The sequence below is a fragment of the Lebetimonas sp. JH292 genome (genome assembly GCF_000523275.1).
Taxonomy (GTDB): Bacteria; Campylobacterota; Campylobacteria; order Campylobacterales; family Nautiliaceae; genus Lebetimonas.
On sequence record NZ_ATHQ01000001.1, the window covers coordinates 406,926 to 423,120 of the forward strand.

19 protein-coding genes and 1 pseudogene are annotated in these 16,195 nt (G+C 30.9%); 1 reads left to right on the plus strand and 19 read right to left on the minus strand.

Translation table 11 applies throughout. The features are described 5' to 3' along the window. Window positions 1-107 precede the first annotated feature (107 nt). Entirely contained in the window at window positions 108-1,934 is a 1,827-nt protein-coding gene (gene speA, locus DZ64_RS0102445; protein ID WP_024789296.1) for a biosynthetic arginine decarboxylase, read from the plus strand. Here speA and DZ64_RS0102450 read toward each other — a convergent pair. From DZ64_RS0102450 to DZ64_RS0102535, 19 genes and pseudogenes are all read right to left on the minus strand, one after another. Then, window positions 1,931-2,455: a chemotaxis protein CheW gene (locus tag DZ64_RS0102450; protein WP_024787068.1), complete on the minus strand. Its 525-nt coding sequence runs from the start codon at window positions 2,453-2,455 to the stop codon at window positions 1,931-1,933. The two genes, speA and DZ64_RS0102450, sit on opposite strands and share 4 nt — an antisense overlap. A gap of 9 nt (window positions 2,456-2,464) precedes the next feature. After that, the gene (locus DZ64_RS0102455) at window positions 2,465-4,813 is read right to left on the minus strand and encodes a response regulator (protein WP_024789297.1); all 2,349 of its coding nucleotides are present in this window, start codon (window positions 4,811-4,813) and stop codon (window positions 2,465-2,467) included. Window positions 4,814-4,815: 2 nt separating this feature from the next. Further along, window positions 4,816-5,769, minus strand: a complete 954-nt coding sequence (locus DZ64_RS0102460) for a chemotaxis protein (protein ID WP_024789298.1) — start codon at window positions 5,767-5,769, stop codon at window positions 4,816-4,818. Further along, the gene (locus DZ64_RS0102465; RefSeq protein WP_024789299.1) at window positions 5,759-6,427 is read right to left on the minus strand and encodes a UDP-2,3-diacylglucosamine diphosphatase; all 669 of its coding nucleotides are present in this window, start codon (window positions 6,425-6,427) and stop codon (window positions 5,759-5,761) included. Before DZ64_RS0102465 ends, DZ64_RS0102460 begins: the two co-directional genes overlap by 11 nt. A gap of 26 nt (window positions 6,428-6,453) precedes the next feature. Further along, window positions 6,454-7,431 (minus strand): annotated as a pseudogene (gene argC, locus DZ64_RS10500) (N-acetyl-gamma-glutamyl-phosphate reductase). Then, window positions 7,424-7,792, minus strand: a complete 369-nt coding sequence (locus DZ64_RS0102475) for a DUF86 domain-containing protein (RefSeq protein WP_024789300.1) — start codon at window positions 7,790-7,792, stop codon at window positions 7,424-7,426. Before DZ64_RS0102475 ends, argC begins: the two are co-directional and overlap by 8 nt. Beyond that, entirely contained in the window at window positions 7,785-8,084 is a 300-nt protein-coding gene (locus tag DZ64_RS0102480; RefSeq protein WP_024789301.1) for a nucleotidyltransferase family protein, read from the minus strand. Before DZ64_RS0102480 ends, DZ64_RS0102475 begins: the two co-directional genes overlap by 8 nt. 15 nt (window positions 8,085-8,099) lie before the next feature. Beyond that, window positions 8,100-8,528, minus strand: a complete 429-nt coding sequence (gene dut, locus DZ64_RS0102485) for a dUTP diphosphatase (RefSeq protein WP_024789302.1) — start codon at window positions 8,526-8,528, stop codon at window positions 8,100-8,102. A gap of 33 nt (window positions 8,529-8,561) precedes the next feature. After that, window positions 8,562-9,047, minus strand: a complete 486-nt coding sequence (gene greA / locus DZ64_RS0102490) for a transcription elongation factor GreA (protein ID WP_024789303.1) — start codon at window positions 9,045-9,047, stop codon at window positions 8,562-8,564. 32 nt (window positions 9,048-9,079) lie between these two features. Then, window positions 9,080-9,559 carry a DUF354 domain-containing protein gene (locus DZ64_RS13690; protein WP_255327508.1) on the minus strand — a complete coding sequence of 160 codons (480 nt, stop codon included), beginning with the start codon at window positions 9,557-9,559 and terminating at the stop codon, window positions 9,080-9,082. A gap of 8 nt (window positions 9,560-9,567) precedes the next feature. Further along, the gene (locus DZ64_RS13695) at window positions 9,568-9,768 is read right to left on the minus strand and encodes a hypothetical protein (protein ID WP_255327509.1); all 201 of its coding nucleotides are present in this window, start codon (window positions 9,766-9,768) and stop codon (window positions 9,568-9,570) included. A gap of 29 nt (window positions 9,769-9,797) precedes the next feature. Then, the gene (locus DZ64_RS13700; protein ID WP_255327510.1) at window positions 9,798-10,109 is read right to left on the minus strand and encodes a hypothetical protein; all 312 of its coding nucleotides are present in this window, start codon (window positions 10,107-10,109) and stop codon (window positions 9,798-9,800) included. Then, entirely contained in the window at window positions 10,084-10,236 is a 153-nt protein-coding gene (locus tag DZ64_RS12220; RefSeq protein ID WP_156922598.1) for a hypothetical protein, read from the minus strand. Before DZ64_RS12220 ends, DZ64_RS13700 begins: the two co-directional genes overlap by 26 nt. 154 nt (window positions 10,237-10,390) lie before the next feature. Continuing rightward, window positions 10,391-11,026 carry a PD-(D/E)XK nuclease family protein gene (locus tag DZ64_RS0102510; protein ID WP_024789304.1) on the minus strand — a complete coding sequence of 212 codons (636 nt, stop codon included), beginning with the start codon at window positions 11,024-11,026 and terminating at the stop codon, window positions 10,391-10,393. 16 nt (window positions 11,027-11,042) lie between these two features. Then, window positions 11,043-12,254, minus strand: a complete 1,212-nt coding sequence (locus DZ64_RS0102515) for a UvrD-helicase domain-containing protein (RefSeq protein WP_369792104.1) — start codon at window positions 12,252-12,254, stop codon at window positions 11,043-11,045. 163 nt (window positions 12,255-12,417) lie between these two features. Continuing rightward, window positions 12,418-12,816, minus strand: coding sequence for a hypothetical protein (locus DZ64_RS0102520; RefSeq protein WP_024789306.1), 399 nt, complete (start codon window positions 12,814-12,816; stop codon window positions 12,418-12,420). Between the two features lies 1 nt (window position 12,817). Further along, window positions 12,818-13,054: a UvrD-helicase domain-containing protein gene (locus tag DZ64_RS0102525; RefSeq protein ID WP_024789307.1), complete on the minus strand. Its 237-nt coding sequence runs from the start codon at window positions 13,052-13,054 to the stop codon at window positions 12,818-12,820. Between the two features lie 54 nt (window positions 13,055-13,108). Next, a complete protein-coding gene (locus DZ64_RS0102530; RefSeq protein WP_024789308.1) occupies window positions 13,109-15,370 on the minus strand; it encodes a PD-(D/E)XK nuclease family protein in 2,262 nt (753 codons plus the stop codon). 14 nt (window positions 15,371-15,384) lie between these two features. Further along, window positions 15,385-16,149 carry a GTP cyclohydrolase I gene (locus DZ64_RS0102535; RefSeq protein WP_024789309.1) on the minus strand — a complete coding sequence of 255 codons (765 nt, stop codon included), beginning with the start codon at window positions 16,147-16,149 and terminating at the stop codon, window positions 15,385-15,387. Between the last annotated feature and the right edge of the window lie 46 nt (window positions 16,150-16,195).

The following is a 16,195-nucleotide window of genomic DNA, read 5'->3' on the forward strand; positions in this document are numbered from 1 at the left end:
GTAGTGAGTTGTGAGCCTGCCCGGCCGTTTGAAAAACGGCGGGGTGGTTAGTGGTGAGTAGTAAAGTTGCCAAGTAAACTTTTTACTTTTAATTAAAAGGGTTTTTTATGGATTACGGCCTAAATATTTGGGGTGAAAATAATTTTTTTATAGACAATGACAGACTGAGAATAAATTATGCAAACCAGCCGGCACTTATTGATATAGTAAAAGACCTTGAAGCTCAGGGTATAAAAGGCCCTATTTTACTTCGTTTTCCGCATTTAATAAGAAAACAGATAAATTCACTTTACCAAAATTTCAATCAGGCCATAAAAGAATTTGATTACAAAGGTGAATTTAAAGCTGTATTTCCCCTAAAAGTCAATCAGTTTCCTACATTTGTAAAACCTTTAATTAAAATAGCCAAAAATTATAATTACGGCCTTGAAGCCGGAAGTAAGGCGGAGCTTATTCTGGCAATGACTTACAATAATAAAAATTATCCCATTACCATAAACGGTTTTAAAGACAGAGAAATGATACGCCTTGCGTTTATTGCCGGATTTATGGGTTATAACGTAACTATTACCATAGAAGGGCTTAACGAGCTCAATTCCATTTTGGAAGTAAGCCGTGAATATAAAAAAGTACCGGTATTTATAGGAATCAGAATAAGGCTTCATACAAGCGGAGTGGGAATATGGGCAAAATCAGGGGGATATGAATCAAAATTCGGGCTTAATTCCACTGAAATTATTGAAGCTGTTGAAATACTGAAAAAAGAAAATCTTATCGACAAAATTAAAATGATTCATTTTCATATAGGAAGCCAGATAAATGACATAGGACCCCTTAAAAAGGCAATAAGGGAAGCCGGAAATATTTATGCAGACCTCAGAAAAATGGGCTCAGTTAATTTAAGCGCCATTAATATAGGCGGAGGTTTGGCAATAGAATATTCCCAGTGGGAACATAAAAGGGACAGAAATTATTCCATCAGAGAATTCAGCAATGATGTAATATATCTGTTAAAAGAAATTGCTTCTAAAAAAAATGTCCCTATGCCGGACATTTATACAGAAAGCGGCCGCTTTATCGCTTCCCCCTCAACTGTGCTTATAGCGCCTGTAATTGAACTTTTTTCCCAGGAGTATAATGAAAAAGCCCTTAGACTCAAAGAAAAAAATCCGGATTTGATTGAAGAACTTCTCGATTTATTCAAACTGATAAATGAAACTAATTATATAGAATATTTTCATGATGCACTTGATCATTTTGAAAGCCTCTTAACACTCTTTGATTTGGGAATAATAGATTTAACAGACAGAAGCAATGCGGAAATTCTGGTTAATTTAATAATAAAAAAAGCAATTGTTTTTGCGACATACAGGGGATTTAAAAATAAAGAATTAAAAGCGATAAATGAAAAAATACAGGAAAAATATTTAGCAAACTTTTCCATTTTTCAAAGCCTTCCGGATTTTTGGGGATTAAAACAGCGCTTTCCTTTAATGCCTATAACAAAACTTAATATAAATCCAAACAGAAGTGCCACAATTTGGGATATCACCTGCGACAGTGACGGTGAAATACCTTTTAATAAAGAAACGCCTCTTTATCTGCATGATGTAGATTTAAACAAAGAAAATTATTATCTTGCATTCTTTTTGGTTGGAGCTTATCAGGAAATTTTAGGAATGAAACATAATCTGTTCAGCTATACCAACGAAGCGGTTATAACTTTTGATGAAAACGGAAATTACAAAATAGATTTTCTTGAAAGAACTCAAAAAATAAGGGATATTTTAATAGATTTGGATTATGAAATAGATGAAATAGAGCATCTGTTAAAAAGCAAAATTAAAAAAAGCAGTTTAAACAAAGAAGAGCAAAAAGAACTTTTAGGAGAGCTTTTTATTTTATTAAACGATACGGTTTATTTAAAAGATTAACCGTTATTTCCCACTATTTCCTCTTTTTTTACTAAATTATCAACTTTTAATATTGTAACAATTCTTCCGTCATCCATTCTGCCGATACCTTCTATGATTTCATCATCATTTTCATAGGTGCTCGGAGGCGGCGCAATATTTTTTTTGGGAATTCTCAGGGCTGAGGTAAGCCTGTCTATTATAAAAGCGACATCTTCGTTTTTTATTTTCATTACAATAAATCTTGTGGCATCCGGATCTATTTCCGGCTCAGCGGCGGTATTGAATTTTATTCTCAAATCTATCAGAGGCAAAACATTGCCTCTTAAATTAAACACCCCTAAAACATAAGGGGGAGTAAAAGGGACTTTGGTCCATTCTATAGGTTTGATAATTTCCTGAATGGATAAAATAGGTACTGCAAATTCCTCTTCTCCCACTATAAATCCCACAACCTGAATATAATCATCCAATACATTTTTTTCTTCACCGCTCCCTAAAGCTTTTTTCTGCTGTTTTAATATTTCGTTTAATCTGCCCATTTATTATCCTTATAATCCCAAATTTCTTCTAACTACATTTTGCAAATATTCCGGTGTGTACGGTTTGGTGATATATTCATTCATTCCCACCTCAACCCCTCTGACCCTGTCCGATTTTGTAGTTCTGCTTGTCACCGCTATTAAAGGCAGTTTTCTGTATTTATTGTATTTTCTGATTTCCTGAGCCAGTGTATATCCGTCCATTCTCGGCATTTCTATATCTATAAGCATAGCATCGATATCGTTTTTTTTGAGTTTTTCAAGAGCTTCCATACCGTCTTTGGCTTCTATAACCTGTACTCCGAGAGGCTCAAGTGATTGTTTCATTATTTTTCTGTCCATCGGTGAATCATCTATTATCATTACAACATAATCTTCGGGTTTTTCTTTTTTCTTTTTACTTTGACCGATAGCCGCTGTGGCATTAACCCTGTTATGTGTTTCTTTTGCAAGTTTCATTAAACTGCCCACATCAAGAATCAATGTAACCTTGCCGTCACCTCTGATTGTCGCACCTGCAATTCCCGGAATTCCTTTTAAAAATTCCCCCAGTGATTTAATAACTATTTCTTCCTGGCCAATAAAACTGTCAACTATCAAACCTATTTTTGTCGCTCCAAGACCCAAAATTACCACATATAAATATTTATCCGGTTCAAGAACTTTTTCTATTTTAAAAACATCAGCCATATTAACAAGAGGCAGTATTTCATCTCGCAGTTTCAATACACTTTTTCCTTCAATTGTATAAATATCTTCTTCGACAATTCTAACGGTTTCGATTACATTTGAAAGAGGTACGGCGAAAAGCTCTTCCTGACTGGCTACCAGCAATGCCTGAATAATAGCAAGGGTTAGAGGAATTTTAAGTTTAAAGGTTGTGCCTTTACCTGGGATTGAATCCACTTCTATAATACCGTTTAATTTTTCAATATTTGTTTTTACAACATCCATTCCCACACCGCGGCCGGAAACTGATGTAACTTTAGCAGCAGTTGAAAAGCCGGGTTTAAAAATAAGCATAAACGCTTCTTTATCGCTCATATTTTCAGCTTCCTGGGAAGTAATAAGCCCTTTTTCTATAGCTTTTTGTTTTAAAGCATCAGGGTCCATTCCGGCACCGTCATCTTTTATTTCAATTACAATCATATTACCTTCGTTATATGCTTTAAGCCAAACTGTGCCTTCTTCGGGTTTTCCTTTTGCTTTTCTTTTTTCAGGCTCTTCAATTCCATGGTCAATGGAATTTCTAATCATATGCACCAGAGGGTCACCGATTTCTTCTATAATGGATTTATCAAGCTCTGTTTCTTCACCTTCAATAATTAACCTCACTTTTTTACCAAGCTCACGGGAAAGGTCTCTTACCAGGCGGGGAAATTTATTAAACACTTTTCCAATAGGAAGCATTCTTGTCTTCATAACTGCTATTTGTAAATCGGTTGTAACAATTGATATACTTGAGACCACTTGATTAAGTTCTTCTAAAAATTTTTCGCCTTCATATCTTTCTTCCACGTCGTTATAAATTTTAATAAGCCTGTTTTTTGCTAAAACAAGTTCTCCGATTAAATTCATAAGCTGGTCAAGCCTTTTTACATCAACTCTGATTGTCTGCTCGGCAGTAGAAATTTTTTTAATCTCTTTTTTCTTTGAAACCGAAGGTTTACTCTCCTGCGCTTTTGCAGGTTTTGTTTCTTGTTTTTGAGCCGGAATATTTTTTTCCTCTTTTTTTTCTTCGGTTTTTTCTTCTTTATTTCCTTCAGAGTTTCTAAGTTTCACCAAATGCTCTAACACTGCGTCAAGCTCTTCCGGAGAGAGAGAATCCAAATCAAGTTCATCCGCATTTTCAAGTGTAATTTCGTCCAGATTAATATTACCTACAGCATTTCCTTCTTTTTTTTCATTTTTACCATTTTCACTGCTTTCACTACTTACATTTTCACTGTTTTCACCGCCTAAACTTTTTCCATTTGCAATTGCATCAAGTTTTTTAACCACTTCGTCAATATCTATTTCAGGTGAACTGTCATCCCCGTTGTCCCTTATATATTCAAGAATTGCTTTCATCAAATCAACTGATTCCAAAATAACATCCATAATATCCGGCGTTATCTTAAGTTCCCCTTTTCTCGCCTTATCAAGAACAGCTTCCATATGATGGGTTAAATGAGCTAATTTTTCAAAATTTAAAAAACCGCTGCTTCCTTTAATGGTATGGGCAACCCTGAATATTTTATTAAGTAAATCCAAATCATCCGGATTATTTTCAAGCTCAATCAAATCCTGGTCCATCTCTTCTATCATTTCGAAAGCTTCTATTAAAAAATCTTCCAATAATTCCTGAATATCATCCATTTTTATTCCTTATTTGAATTTTTAAGCACATCTGCTATAGATTTATAAAATTTACTCGGATCGAATTTGACAAGATAGCCTTCAGCACCGACGGCTTTCCCCCTCTCGTCTGAAAATGCGTCCGAAATTGAAGAAGAGAATATTAAAGGGATATTTTTAAATCTTGAATCGTTATGAATTTTAGCAGCCATATGATACCCGTCCATTTTCGGCATTTCAACATCACTTAAAATAAGTTTTAATTTTTCTTTTAAATTATCGCCGTATACAGAATAAAGCTCTTCTAATTTTTCAAGCCCTTCCTCTCCGTTTTTAGCTTCAATAACATCAAATCCCATTTTTTCCAATGCTTCTTTTTCCATTTTTCTTGCGGTAAGAGAATCGTCTACTAAAAGCACAAGACCGGAAAATTTTTCTATTTTATCTGTTTCAAATTCCAGATTTGCTTCAAAAAGCCCCATTTCTTCAACAATGCTTTCCAAATCCAAAATAAGCATTATTTCACCGTTTTCAAGTTTTGTAATTCCTGTTATTTTACTTTTATCAAGTTTTCCCTGCCCGACTCCAAAACTTGCAGGTTCTATATCCGCCCATGAAATTCTTCTTATCCTTTTTGCATCATGGACAATAAAGCCTATAAGCATATTGTTAAATTCGGCAATAATTACCCTTTTTTTTATAGGAGCTTCGTTTTCATTAGGCTCTTTTATCCCCATCCATTTGGCAAGATTGACTACAGGGACGACCACTCCCCTCAAATCAAAAATTCCCTCAACAAAATCTTCACTGCCAGGTAATTCGGTAAGTTCGGGCATTTTAATTATTTCTCTGACTTTTGCCACATTTATACCGTAAATCCCTTCATATATTTTACCGTCTGCATCTTTTTTAAAAATCCTGAAATCGACAAGCTCCAGTTCGTTTGAGCCGGCTTTTAATATTTTGTCATCGGCCATAATTTAATTCCTTAAATTTTATTTTGTTATCTAATTGTATTATATTATATTTTCCGCTGCAAAAAAAAGACGGGAGAATCTTTATTGAAGAGATACTTTTGGAAATATGATAATGTCCTATGATTATATAATCATATTTTTTAGCAATATTTAAATTCAAATCTATTTTTTGACATTTTATTTTCTTATTCAAAAATTTTTTAAAAAGCCAGTTATTTACAAAATTAAAACTAAATATATGAATCAAATTAAGCGTTATTTTATTTCTTATTATCATTGAATACAATTTATAAAAAAAACTTTCGTTATCCAAATCCCCGTGAGATAAATAAACAGATTTTTCAATGTCTGTAAACGCATCGGCAAAAGTAACCGCGGGAAAAAATTCATCAATACAAAAATCGTGATTTCCGTAGATATAATAAACTTCTGTTTTTTTAGATAATTTATTAATAAGTTCAATCGCTTCTTGATTATATTTTTTTAAATATTCAAAAGGCAAAAGAAGATGAAAAATATCCCCCATAAAAAAAACCTGAGGAGGATTTTTTTTAACTAAAAAATTTAAAAAATTTAAAAAACTCTTATCACCTTTTTTATAATGCGAATCGGCTATAAAAACAGCCCCGTTTTTTATATCAATCTCTTTTATTCTCACTACTCACCACTCACTACTCACTATATTTATGGTACATAAGCTATTTTGGGAAGTGCCGTGTTTTCAGGCAAATCAAAAAGCAGATTTGCATTTGCAACAGCCTGGGAAGAAGCTCCTCTTAATAAATTGTCAATTACACTGTTGATAAAAAGCATATTTTTATTTTTCATAGCAAAAATATCACAAAAATGGGTTCCGGCCACATTTTTTATTTCCACCGGGTTGTTTCTCACTCTTATAAATTTTTCATTTTTATAAACTTCTTTTAAAACTTCCATCGGGTTTATATCTTTTTTCAGTTTGGCATAAATACTGATTTGCATACCCCTTGTAATCGGCAAAAGCTGAGGCACAAATGTTACATTAAGACCGGTTTTTTCCGCTATTTCTATACTGTGGCGGTGTTTAACCGGATTATAAGCGAAAAAATTTTCATTGTCTTTTACAAAATGGGTTGTAGATTTTAACCCTTTTCCGGCCCCGCTGACCCCGCTTTTTGCATCAACAAACACATCTTTTTCAATATAATCCAAAAATGGATAAAGCCCCAGAATGGTTGCCGTAGGATAACATCCCGGATTTGCCACAAGAGACACTTTTTTTATGTAATCCCTGAAAATTTCCGGAAGCCCGTATGCCGCATTTTCCAAATGAACAGGGTCGATATGAGAACAGTAATATTCTTCGTAATTTTTCTGATTCAGTCTGTAATCGGCAGAAAAATCTACTATTTTTGTATATCCATAAATTTCTTTAACTATTGCCATAGCGGTTTTGTGGGGCACAGCCAAAAACACTAAATCAAATTTTTTTAATTTTTCGCTGTCTAATTTTTGAATTTCGCACTACGAAACTCCTCTCGAGGGAGGATAAATATTTTCTAAACTCTTTCCACCTTCACTTCCGAAAAGCCCTTTTATTTTAAAATGTGGATGATTAAGTAAAATTTTTATAAGTTCAATTCCTGTATATCCGCTCGCCCCTACAATAGCCGTTTTAATCATTTAGTTCCTTTAATTTTCTTATTAACTTTTCAAGTTCAGCTAATTTATTAGCACATATTTCATAAATTATTTCTGAATCAACATCAATATAATGATGTGAAAGTATTTCTCTTGTTCTAATAATTTTTGACCAGTATTCTTTATCATTTACTTTTAATAACAGCTTATCATTTTTTTTATAAATATTTTTAATTGCTTCTCCTATTGCTTGAAGTCTCATAGAAATACTGTCTAATCTCATTAAATTTTCTTCATTTTTTAAAAAATCATCACTACAAGAAATAGGCTGAAATCTAAATCTAATATGCCTAATACTCTCAAGAATAAAATCTAAAAGTTTATTTGTATCAGATTTATCCATAAATTACTTCTTTTTTAATATTTTCTAAAAATTTAGCGTTTTTATGAGGATAAACTATATCAATCTTTTTTTTGAAAAACTTTTCTAAAAACAAAAGAACTCCAGTTACATTATCAAAGTTTTTTTCTTCAAATTCAACATAAAAATCTATATCACTATCTTTTCTAAAATTTTCATTTGCAAAACTTCCAAAAATACCTATTTTTTTTACTGAATATTTCTTTCTTAAAACAGGTTTAATTTTATCAAGCTTTCTTAAAATATATTCTTTACTTAATTCCGCATTATCCATTATTCATTCTCCATTTTATTTTCCCGTGCTTCCAAATCCGCCACTGCCTCTTTTCGTTTCACTAAGCTCTCCAACTTCAATAAATCTTGCCTGAATCACAGGGGCAACTACAGCCTGAGCAATTCTCTCACCCTTTTTTATTTCAAAATCCTCATTACCTAAATTTATAAGAAGTACTTTAATCTCTCCTCTGTAATCAGAATCAATTGTCCCTGGTGTATTTAAAACAGTAATTCCGTGTTTAAAAGCAAGACCGCTTCTTGGCCTGATTTGAATTTCATATCCTCTTTCTATTTCAAACGCCAGAGCGGTTTTTATTAATCTTCTCTCTCCAGGCTTTATTATAATATCTTCAACAGAATGCAAATCAAATCCGGCTGCCTCTTCGCTTTTGTATTCAGGAATTATTGCTTCATTACTCAATTTCTTAACTTTTAAAACCATATTTTTCCCTCATTTTACATTTTCAATTTTTCATTAATTAAAGCAGATATCTTCATAACATATTTTATCGATTTCATATGCTTTAACGCCTCCTGGCAGATTAACTTCAACCTCATCCCCTACTTCTTTTCCGATTAAAGCTTTTGCAAGTGGAGAATTATAAGAAATTAATCCTTTTTCAGGGTTTGATTCAGGCCCTCCAACAATTGTATATTTAACCTCTTCATCACTGTCCAAATCTGTTAAATAAACAGTGCTTCCAAATGCCACCCTGTTGTGAGCATGCTCTTTAGGATCCACTACCACAGCCCTGCTTAAAATATCACTCAGTTCTGCTATTCTTCTTTCAATATGGGACTGTTTTTCTTTTGCCGCATGATATTCCGCATTTTCTTTCAAATCCCCAAGCTCTCTTGCCGCATCAATTTCTTTTGCGACTTCCGGTCTTGCAATTGTTTTTAAATAATCAAGTTCTTTTGCTAATTTTTCAAAACCGTATTTGGTCATAGGTTCTTTCATCTACACCCTTTTTAATAAAAATTATATCAAATTTATTCAGTTAATAATTCAACAACTCTCTTAGAACTGCCATATTTCAAAAGTTCCCTTAATTTTTTCGATTTTTTTTGAAATTCTTCTAAATTGCTTGTTTTATAATCTTTCAAAAGCTCATTAATATCAAATTTTTGAAGATATTCTTTATGAAACTCCCCTAAATTCTCTTTTTCAAAAATAATATTTGCTAAACCTACATAATTTAGTTTAACAAACATTTTTGCAATTAAATATTCAATCTCCCTTGCTTTATACATTAAAACAAAAGGAGTTCCAATTATTGCCGCTTCAAGGGTTGCAGTCCCTGAGCAGATATATGCAAAATCACTTTTTAAAAGGGCTTCGTGGGTATCGAATACTATTTTAAAATCACTGACATCGCCGTAAATTTCATTAATTTTGTTTTTATATACAGGATGAACCACCAAAATTTTGTTTTTATCAATTTTTTTCGCAAGTTCTCTAAAAACCGGCATAAGAGATTTTATTTCACTTTTTCTGCTGCCTGGCAAAAAAGCAACATTCCCGTATTCTTTATTATCACGATATTTTTAATTTCATCGAGTAAAGGATTTCCTACATATATACCACTTTTCCATATCTCACGCTCAAATGGAAAAATATAAGCCTTTTTATCCACAAATCTATTTACCTCTTTAATTCTTCCTTTTTTCCAGGCCCACACCTTTGGCAGATTATAAAAAGTATGTCTATTTAAGGATATTTTTTTTTAATTGACTTTGCAAGTCTAAGGTTAAATGAAGGTGCATCGATTAGTAAAACCTTGTCTACTTTTTCACTCATCTTTGTTAACTCTTCAATAGTATGTTTAGCCAATTTAATTTTAGGCAAAACATCAAAAAATCCCATTACATTGAATTCATTGCTGTCAATTACTGGCTCTCCCAAACTTTTATCAAAAACACCTTCAATTTTACACTTTTCATTTTTAACTTTGCATTTTTTTAAAATTTCCTTTAAATGTAAATTTGCACTTGGCTCAATTGCGCTTGTCAGTATCTTCATCTTCAAATTCCACACTTGCCTGATTTATGTTTTTACTTTTTACATTCTTTTTTTCATTTTTTGCATTTTCTTTTTTCTTTTCCATGACTTTTCCGTCAACCGTTTTTTTTCCAAAATATCTCGGCATACACATCAAAACTCCTTAATCAATATGGATGTTTTTTATTATTTAAATTTTACAACTTTAATTCTTTTTTACTAACTTGCACCGTTTTTATATTTTTCAATAGCTTTTATTATATCATCTTTACTTATTTTCTTAATTTTCCATTTTTCCTTTTTCATTTTCCATTTTTATCCACCTCTCTAAATTCTTGCTCATCTACATAAAACAAATATCCTTTTGCTTTTTTGCCTGTAAGTTTTTCTACAACTTCCATATAATGCCTTACCTGGTTTAAATATCCGCTTTCATCTTTTGGTTTTGTGGATTTATAATCGATTATAACATACCCGTCTTTTTTTTCTATAAGCAAATCTATCCTTCCAAGCTGTTTTTCATAAATAAAAGGAATCTCTTTTTTGCCGTCTTCAAGCTGCGGTTTTGATTTTTTATAAAAATTTTTTACTTCATTTATATCGCAAAAATCACCGTAAATATTATTTACTGCTTCTATATCATCACATTCAAAAGAGTAATGAATCGCATTTCCTAAATAAATAGCTTCATAATCGTTTGGTTTGTATTCCTCCTCATCTACCTTTAATTCCTGTTTGCCGTAATTTTTTAAATTTATTTTAATAGGTTTTATCTCATTTTCATCTTTTTTATCAACTGAAGGAATAATTTCTCCTTTTTGAAATTTTTCAAGCTTAGTAATAAATGCCGATTTTTCATTTTTTTTGAGAATTATTAATAAATTTTTAGCTCTTGTAAATGCTACATATTCAACATTTTTTTTATCTTCAAGAGTCAATCTTCTTCATTTTGTTTTATAATTTATAGTTTGAATCTATAAATTCCCTATTTGCAATTTTAAGTTTAATATCTTTTAATTTCGCATTTTCGTAATAAAACAGAATATTGCTTTTGTCACTGTTTTCTTTTGAGAGTCTGTCAAGCACTATTACATTGTCAAATTCAAGCCCTTTGCTTTTATGAATGGTTATAACGGTAATCCCGTCAAATTCTTTATACGGAAGTTCGTCTTTGTAATTATCAATCTCACTCACAAAGTCCTCTAAAGTGTCATATTTCGAGGAGTGATATAATAGTTTTAAACTTGCTTCATCTCTCAAGTCATATTTATCCATAATTTTTTTTATCATTTTAATCGGTCTGTCTTTATCTATTTTTATCACTTCATCGCTGTATTTTTTTCCTATTAGTGAAAGAAAATTTAATTTTTCTATTTTTTGGGTATTGTCATTTAAGTATTTCATAAGGGAAATTATTGCTTTTACACTGGGTTGTGAAATTATTTTTGCTTTTTTTGCGGTAACTACTCTTTTACCTTTATCTTCTAAAAATTCAGATAAAGCTAAAATATCGTCATTTGTATATACGAGTACCGCTATATCTTTGTCCTTTACCCCGTATTCATTTAAAAACTTTATTTTTTCATATACGCCCTCAAACGCATCTTCCTTTGTGATTTCATCCACCTCCACATATCCCTTTTCATCTCTGTTTGCTTCTTCTCCCAAATTAAATTTGCTGTTTACAAAATCGACTATATTTTTTGCACTTCTGTAGTTTACTTTTAATTTTTCAACCTCAAGCCCGTTGGCTCTGTATCTTTTGGCAATCTCGCTAAAAAGCTCTTTTCTTCCGCCCCTGAACCTGTAAATGGCCTGTTTTATATCCCCCACATAAAAAAAACTTCTGTTTTCCGCTCTGCCAACCCCGCTTGCTATTTCATCCACAAGCGGCTCAAATATTTCCCACTGCGCTGTTGATGTATCCTGAAATTCATCCATTAATATATGGTTTATTTTTGAATCAAGCCTAAAATACAAAAAATCTTTATCAACGGGATTTTCCCTTAAAAGAAAATATACCAAATGTTCAATATCTTTAAATGAAAGAATGTTTTCCTCTTTTTTGATTTTGAATTTTAAATTTTTGTATTTCTCATAAAAATAAAAGAGGTTTTTAAAAAAAATTTTTTCTTTTAAATTAAAATATTTATATTTTCTATTAATTTATTAAATTCATCATCCATCCAAGGTTCATAACATTTCTTAAATCTTTTCTAAACTTCCAATATCCAAAAAAGAAGGAATTGTTTTTACTTTTAACATTTCGTAAATATTTTTTCTAAAAAAATTAGTTACTTGTTTACACTCTTGTGTTGCTATAAATAAACTAATTTTTTAACTCTTCAATTTGTTTTAAAACCTCATCAATTATCCATTCTCCATTTTCACTTTTAACTCCTTGAAGTTCTTTGTCTTTTTCATACAAATCTTCAAAAAGATTTAATAATGAAGAAAATTTTTCCTCTTTTTTGGCTATATCGATTAATAACTTAAATTCATCTGTTTTTAAATCTTTTAAAAATTCTTTAAAAATTATCTCCCTGTCAATATCTCCCACATCGAAATTACTTCTAAATCCGGCAAAAAAGCTGAATTTTCTTAAGATTTTATTTATAAACGAATCAATTGTCTGAATATTTACATCGTTTGTAAGAAATTTTTTAATTAAAATATCTGTCTTACTTAACAAATCGTTTTCATTTATTCCCAACTCGTTACATATCATTTCAATAATATTTTTTTTCTCTTTTCTTTTTTTCTTCTTTTAATTTATCATCACTTTTTTTAAGCAGGTTTAAAAACTTAACAATCCTCTCTTTCATTTCATTGGCGGCTTTGTTTGTAAAAGTAATGGCAATAATATTTACAGGATTATCTAAATTAAGAAGTGCAATATATCTGTTTGCAAGCCTAAATGTCTTACCGCTTCCCGCACTTGCTTCAACACTCAATAATTTTTTCATTTCTTTTCCTTTCTTTCACCGTTGACCATTCACTATTCACCACTCACTTTTATTTTAATCTCTCCCGCATGCAATTTTATAATCGCAGTATTTACAGATACTGAGTGCTTTTTTTGTTTTTTCTTTTCCGTTTTTATCTATATAAATAATGTCCTCGGCGGCTTTTATTTTTTTAGGAAGATTATTTAAAACCTTTTTCAGTTCTTCCATTTTCACAACACCTTCAATTTTACCCGGTTTTTCGCTTCCCAAATCCCAAATGAGCGTTTTTATATTTTTATCTGGATAGTTTTGTTTGGCCCAGAGAAAATAAAACGTTGTTTGAAAATCATAAATATATTCTTCATTTTCCCCTGCCTTGGAAGAAGTTTTATAGTCTATTAAAATTATTTCATTTTCTTTATAATCAATTCTGTCCACCCTGCAAGCTAACTCTTTGCCTTCAAAAATAAATTTTTTTGTAACCTCTGTTTCGTTTTTTGAATATTTCATCTGATCAAAATCTATTTTGCAAAAAGTTTTAATATTATCTTCCCATTTTACCAATACGTCAAAAAGCAGTTTTTTATCGTTTATTCTTTTTGTAATTTCTTTCATTAAAATATCAAAATAATCTTTATCATTTTCCATTTTTAACTTTTTATTTCTAACAATGTCGGCAACCGCTTCATGAAAAATATTTCCAAAAAACTTCTCTTCATCTTTTTCGTTAAATATTCCCAGTATTTTGGAAAAATAATATTTTTTCGGACATTCCACAAGATTTTTCAACTGAGTCGGATATAAAGGATATAATATTTCAAATTCATCTGAATATTTTGTAATTTCTTTTGGTTTGGAATATTTAAAGGCAATTTCCCTGTATTTTTCATCTCCGTTTTTTCCCAAAGAAAATCCAAGCTCATATAAAAACCTACTTGGCGATTTTTCTTCGTTTTTTACATAACTTATTGCCACTTTTTTTGCACTGTTTATTAATTGATAATAATAATGTTTTTGCAAATTTTCCCTGTCGTTTCTTGTGGGAAGTTTTGCCTGGCGTCTTATAAAAGTATTTAAAAACAGATCACTTTCACTGACTCTTGGCACAATATCTTCATTAAAATCCACTATAATCACCCCGTCAAATTTCATTCCTCTGCTCTCTAACACACCCATACAGGTAATTTTGCCGCTGTAAACATCATCAATCTTTAAATTTTTAAATCTCTCCAGTACAAAAAACAAAAAGTCTTTTTTATTTTCAAACATATTTTTAAACTTTTCAAGTTTGAAAAGTTCTTCGTCTATAATCTTTAATTCTTTATTGGCAGCGGTTTTTTTTATAAAATCACTCAGCTCTTTTTTTTCAAAAGCCTCAAGGTAATCTTTGCATTTTTTAAAAGCAATATCACTATTTGAAGTTATAAATTCATAAATTGATTTTAATAATATATATAAATTGCTTTTTGTAAAACTCTCCCCCATTGCAAAATTGAGATTTTTATATTCATCAAACAGTTTCAAATATTCGCTGAATTCTTCATCAGGCAAAATTACTGCTATTTTTTCAGGTTCAATTCCCTCATTAACCATTTGAGAAATTTTTGCAAATACAAAATTCACCTGATTTAATCTTTCAGAAAAATAAGCAATTTCAATCTCAGGTGAATTGATTTTTTTATCCAGTTTTTGAAGTTTACTGTTATGAAAATCAAGTTTATAAATATAACCTTCAGGGGCTGCGATTTTTAATGATTTTTCAATCAGTATTTTATTGAATCTGTCTACACTGAAAGTAATTTCAACAGGAATTTTAATTTTTTCCAAAACTTTTAAATCAAACTTGCTAAGATAGCCGTCTAACACCATCTCAATTTTATCAATACCTTCAAGCAGGCCTTTGTTTATTCTAAAATCCTCAATTAAAAACTTATCTGTATATCCGTCTTTTTCAATTAAATTTTTATAATTTTTTCTAATTTCCTTTAAAATTTCCAAATGTTCGGCATAATCTAAATAAACATCGCTTAAAATTACATTATCAATATCCACATCTTCTAAAAACAGCTCGTTAAAAAAAGAAAAAATAAAACTGCTGTCATCAAAAAAATTTATAAATTCCCTGCTTATTCCGAGTTTTTCAATATCTACATTTTTAATTGCTTCAAAAAGATATTTTTTTCTTAAATCCTCATCAATGAATTTTCTACCCTCAACCACAACTATTTTACCTAAAAATTCCCCTAACGTATAAAATTTATCCAGAAACTGATTATCCTTATCTTCAAGCCATTTTCTTATTTGACGCGAGGTTGTAAAAATCTTGAGGTTCATCAATTGCCTTTATATTAATAATTTCTTACAAAATCCAAAAGTTCCCTGTTTTTTCTAAATTTTCCCCCGAAATATTCCGTTGTAAATCCGTCCGCATCGCTTAGGGCCCCTCTTAAAAATTCACATGAATGTTTAATATTTTTTAGTTTTACATAAACATCCTCTGTTTTAGCCGTATCTGAAATTTCTTCATAAATTGCTTTTGTCAAATCTTCCTGAAGCCAGCCGCGCTGGGCAATAAACCTGACCACTCTTTGAAGTTTTGAAATTCCTAAAACATATTCTTTTGGAATGTAAGAAATTATTACCTTTGCATTATTAAATTTTGTAGAAAACGGGGCAAAATGATGACTGCAGACCGCCGTTAAATCAACTTCTTTTATTATTGGATTTTCAAAATCAGAGCTTATTTCATTTGGAAATTTGGCAAGTCTGACGGGTTTATTGAATCTTCCGCCCATTAATTCCCTGTCGTCTTTTGTATCAGTTCCGCTCCACATTTTAATGATTCTTCCTGCGGTCCCTATATTTCCCTCTTTTAAATTTTCAGCAACATTCGGGTCGTTCACATCGATTTTAAGTGCGTCAAAAACCTCTTTTAATTTTTCGGTTGCTATAAGTCTCATCAAATAATGAACATCATCATTCCACTCATCGTTAAAATCATACACATTTTCATTTATTTTAAATTTAGGGGTTTTATTGTATATTTCGAGAGCTTTTTCAAAAGGCGTGGATAAATTTTTCGATTCATAAATTTTTTTTATTTTACTAAACAATTTTAAACCTTTTTTATAAATTTAAAAAGCCTTAAAAAGGCTAAAG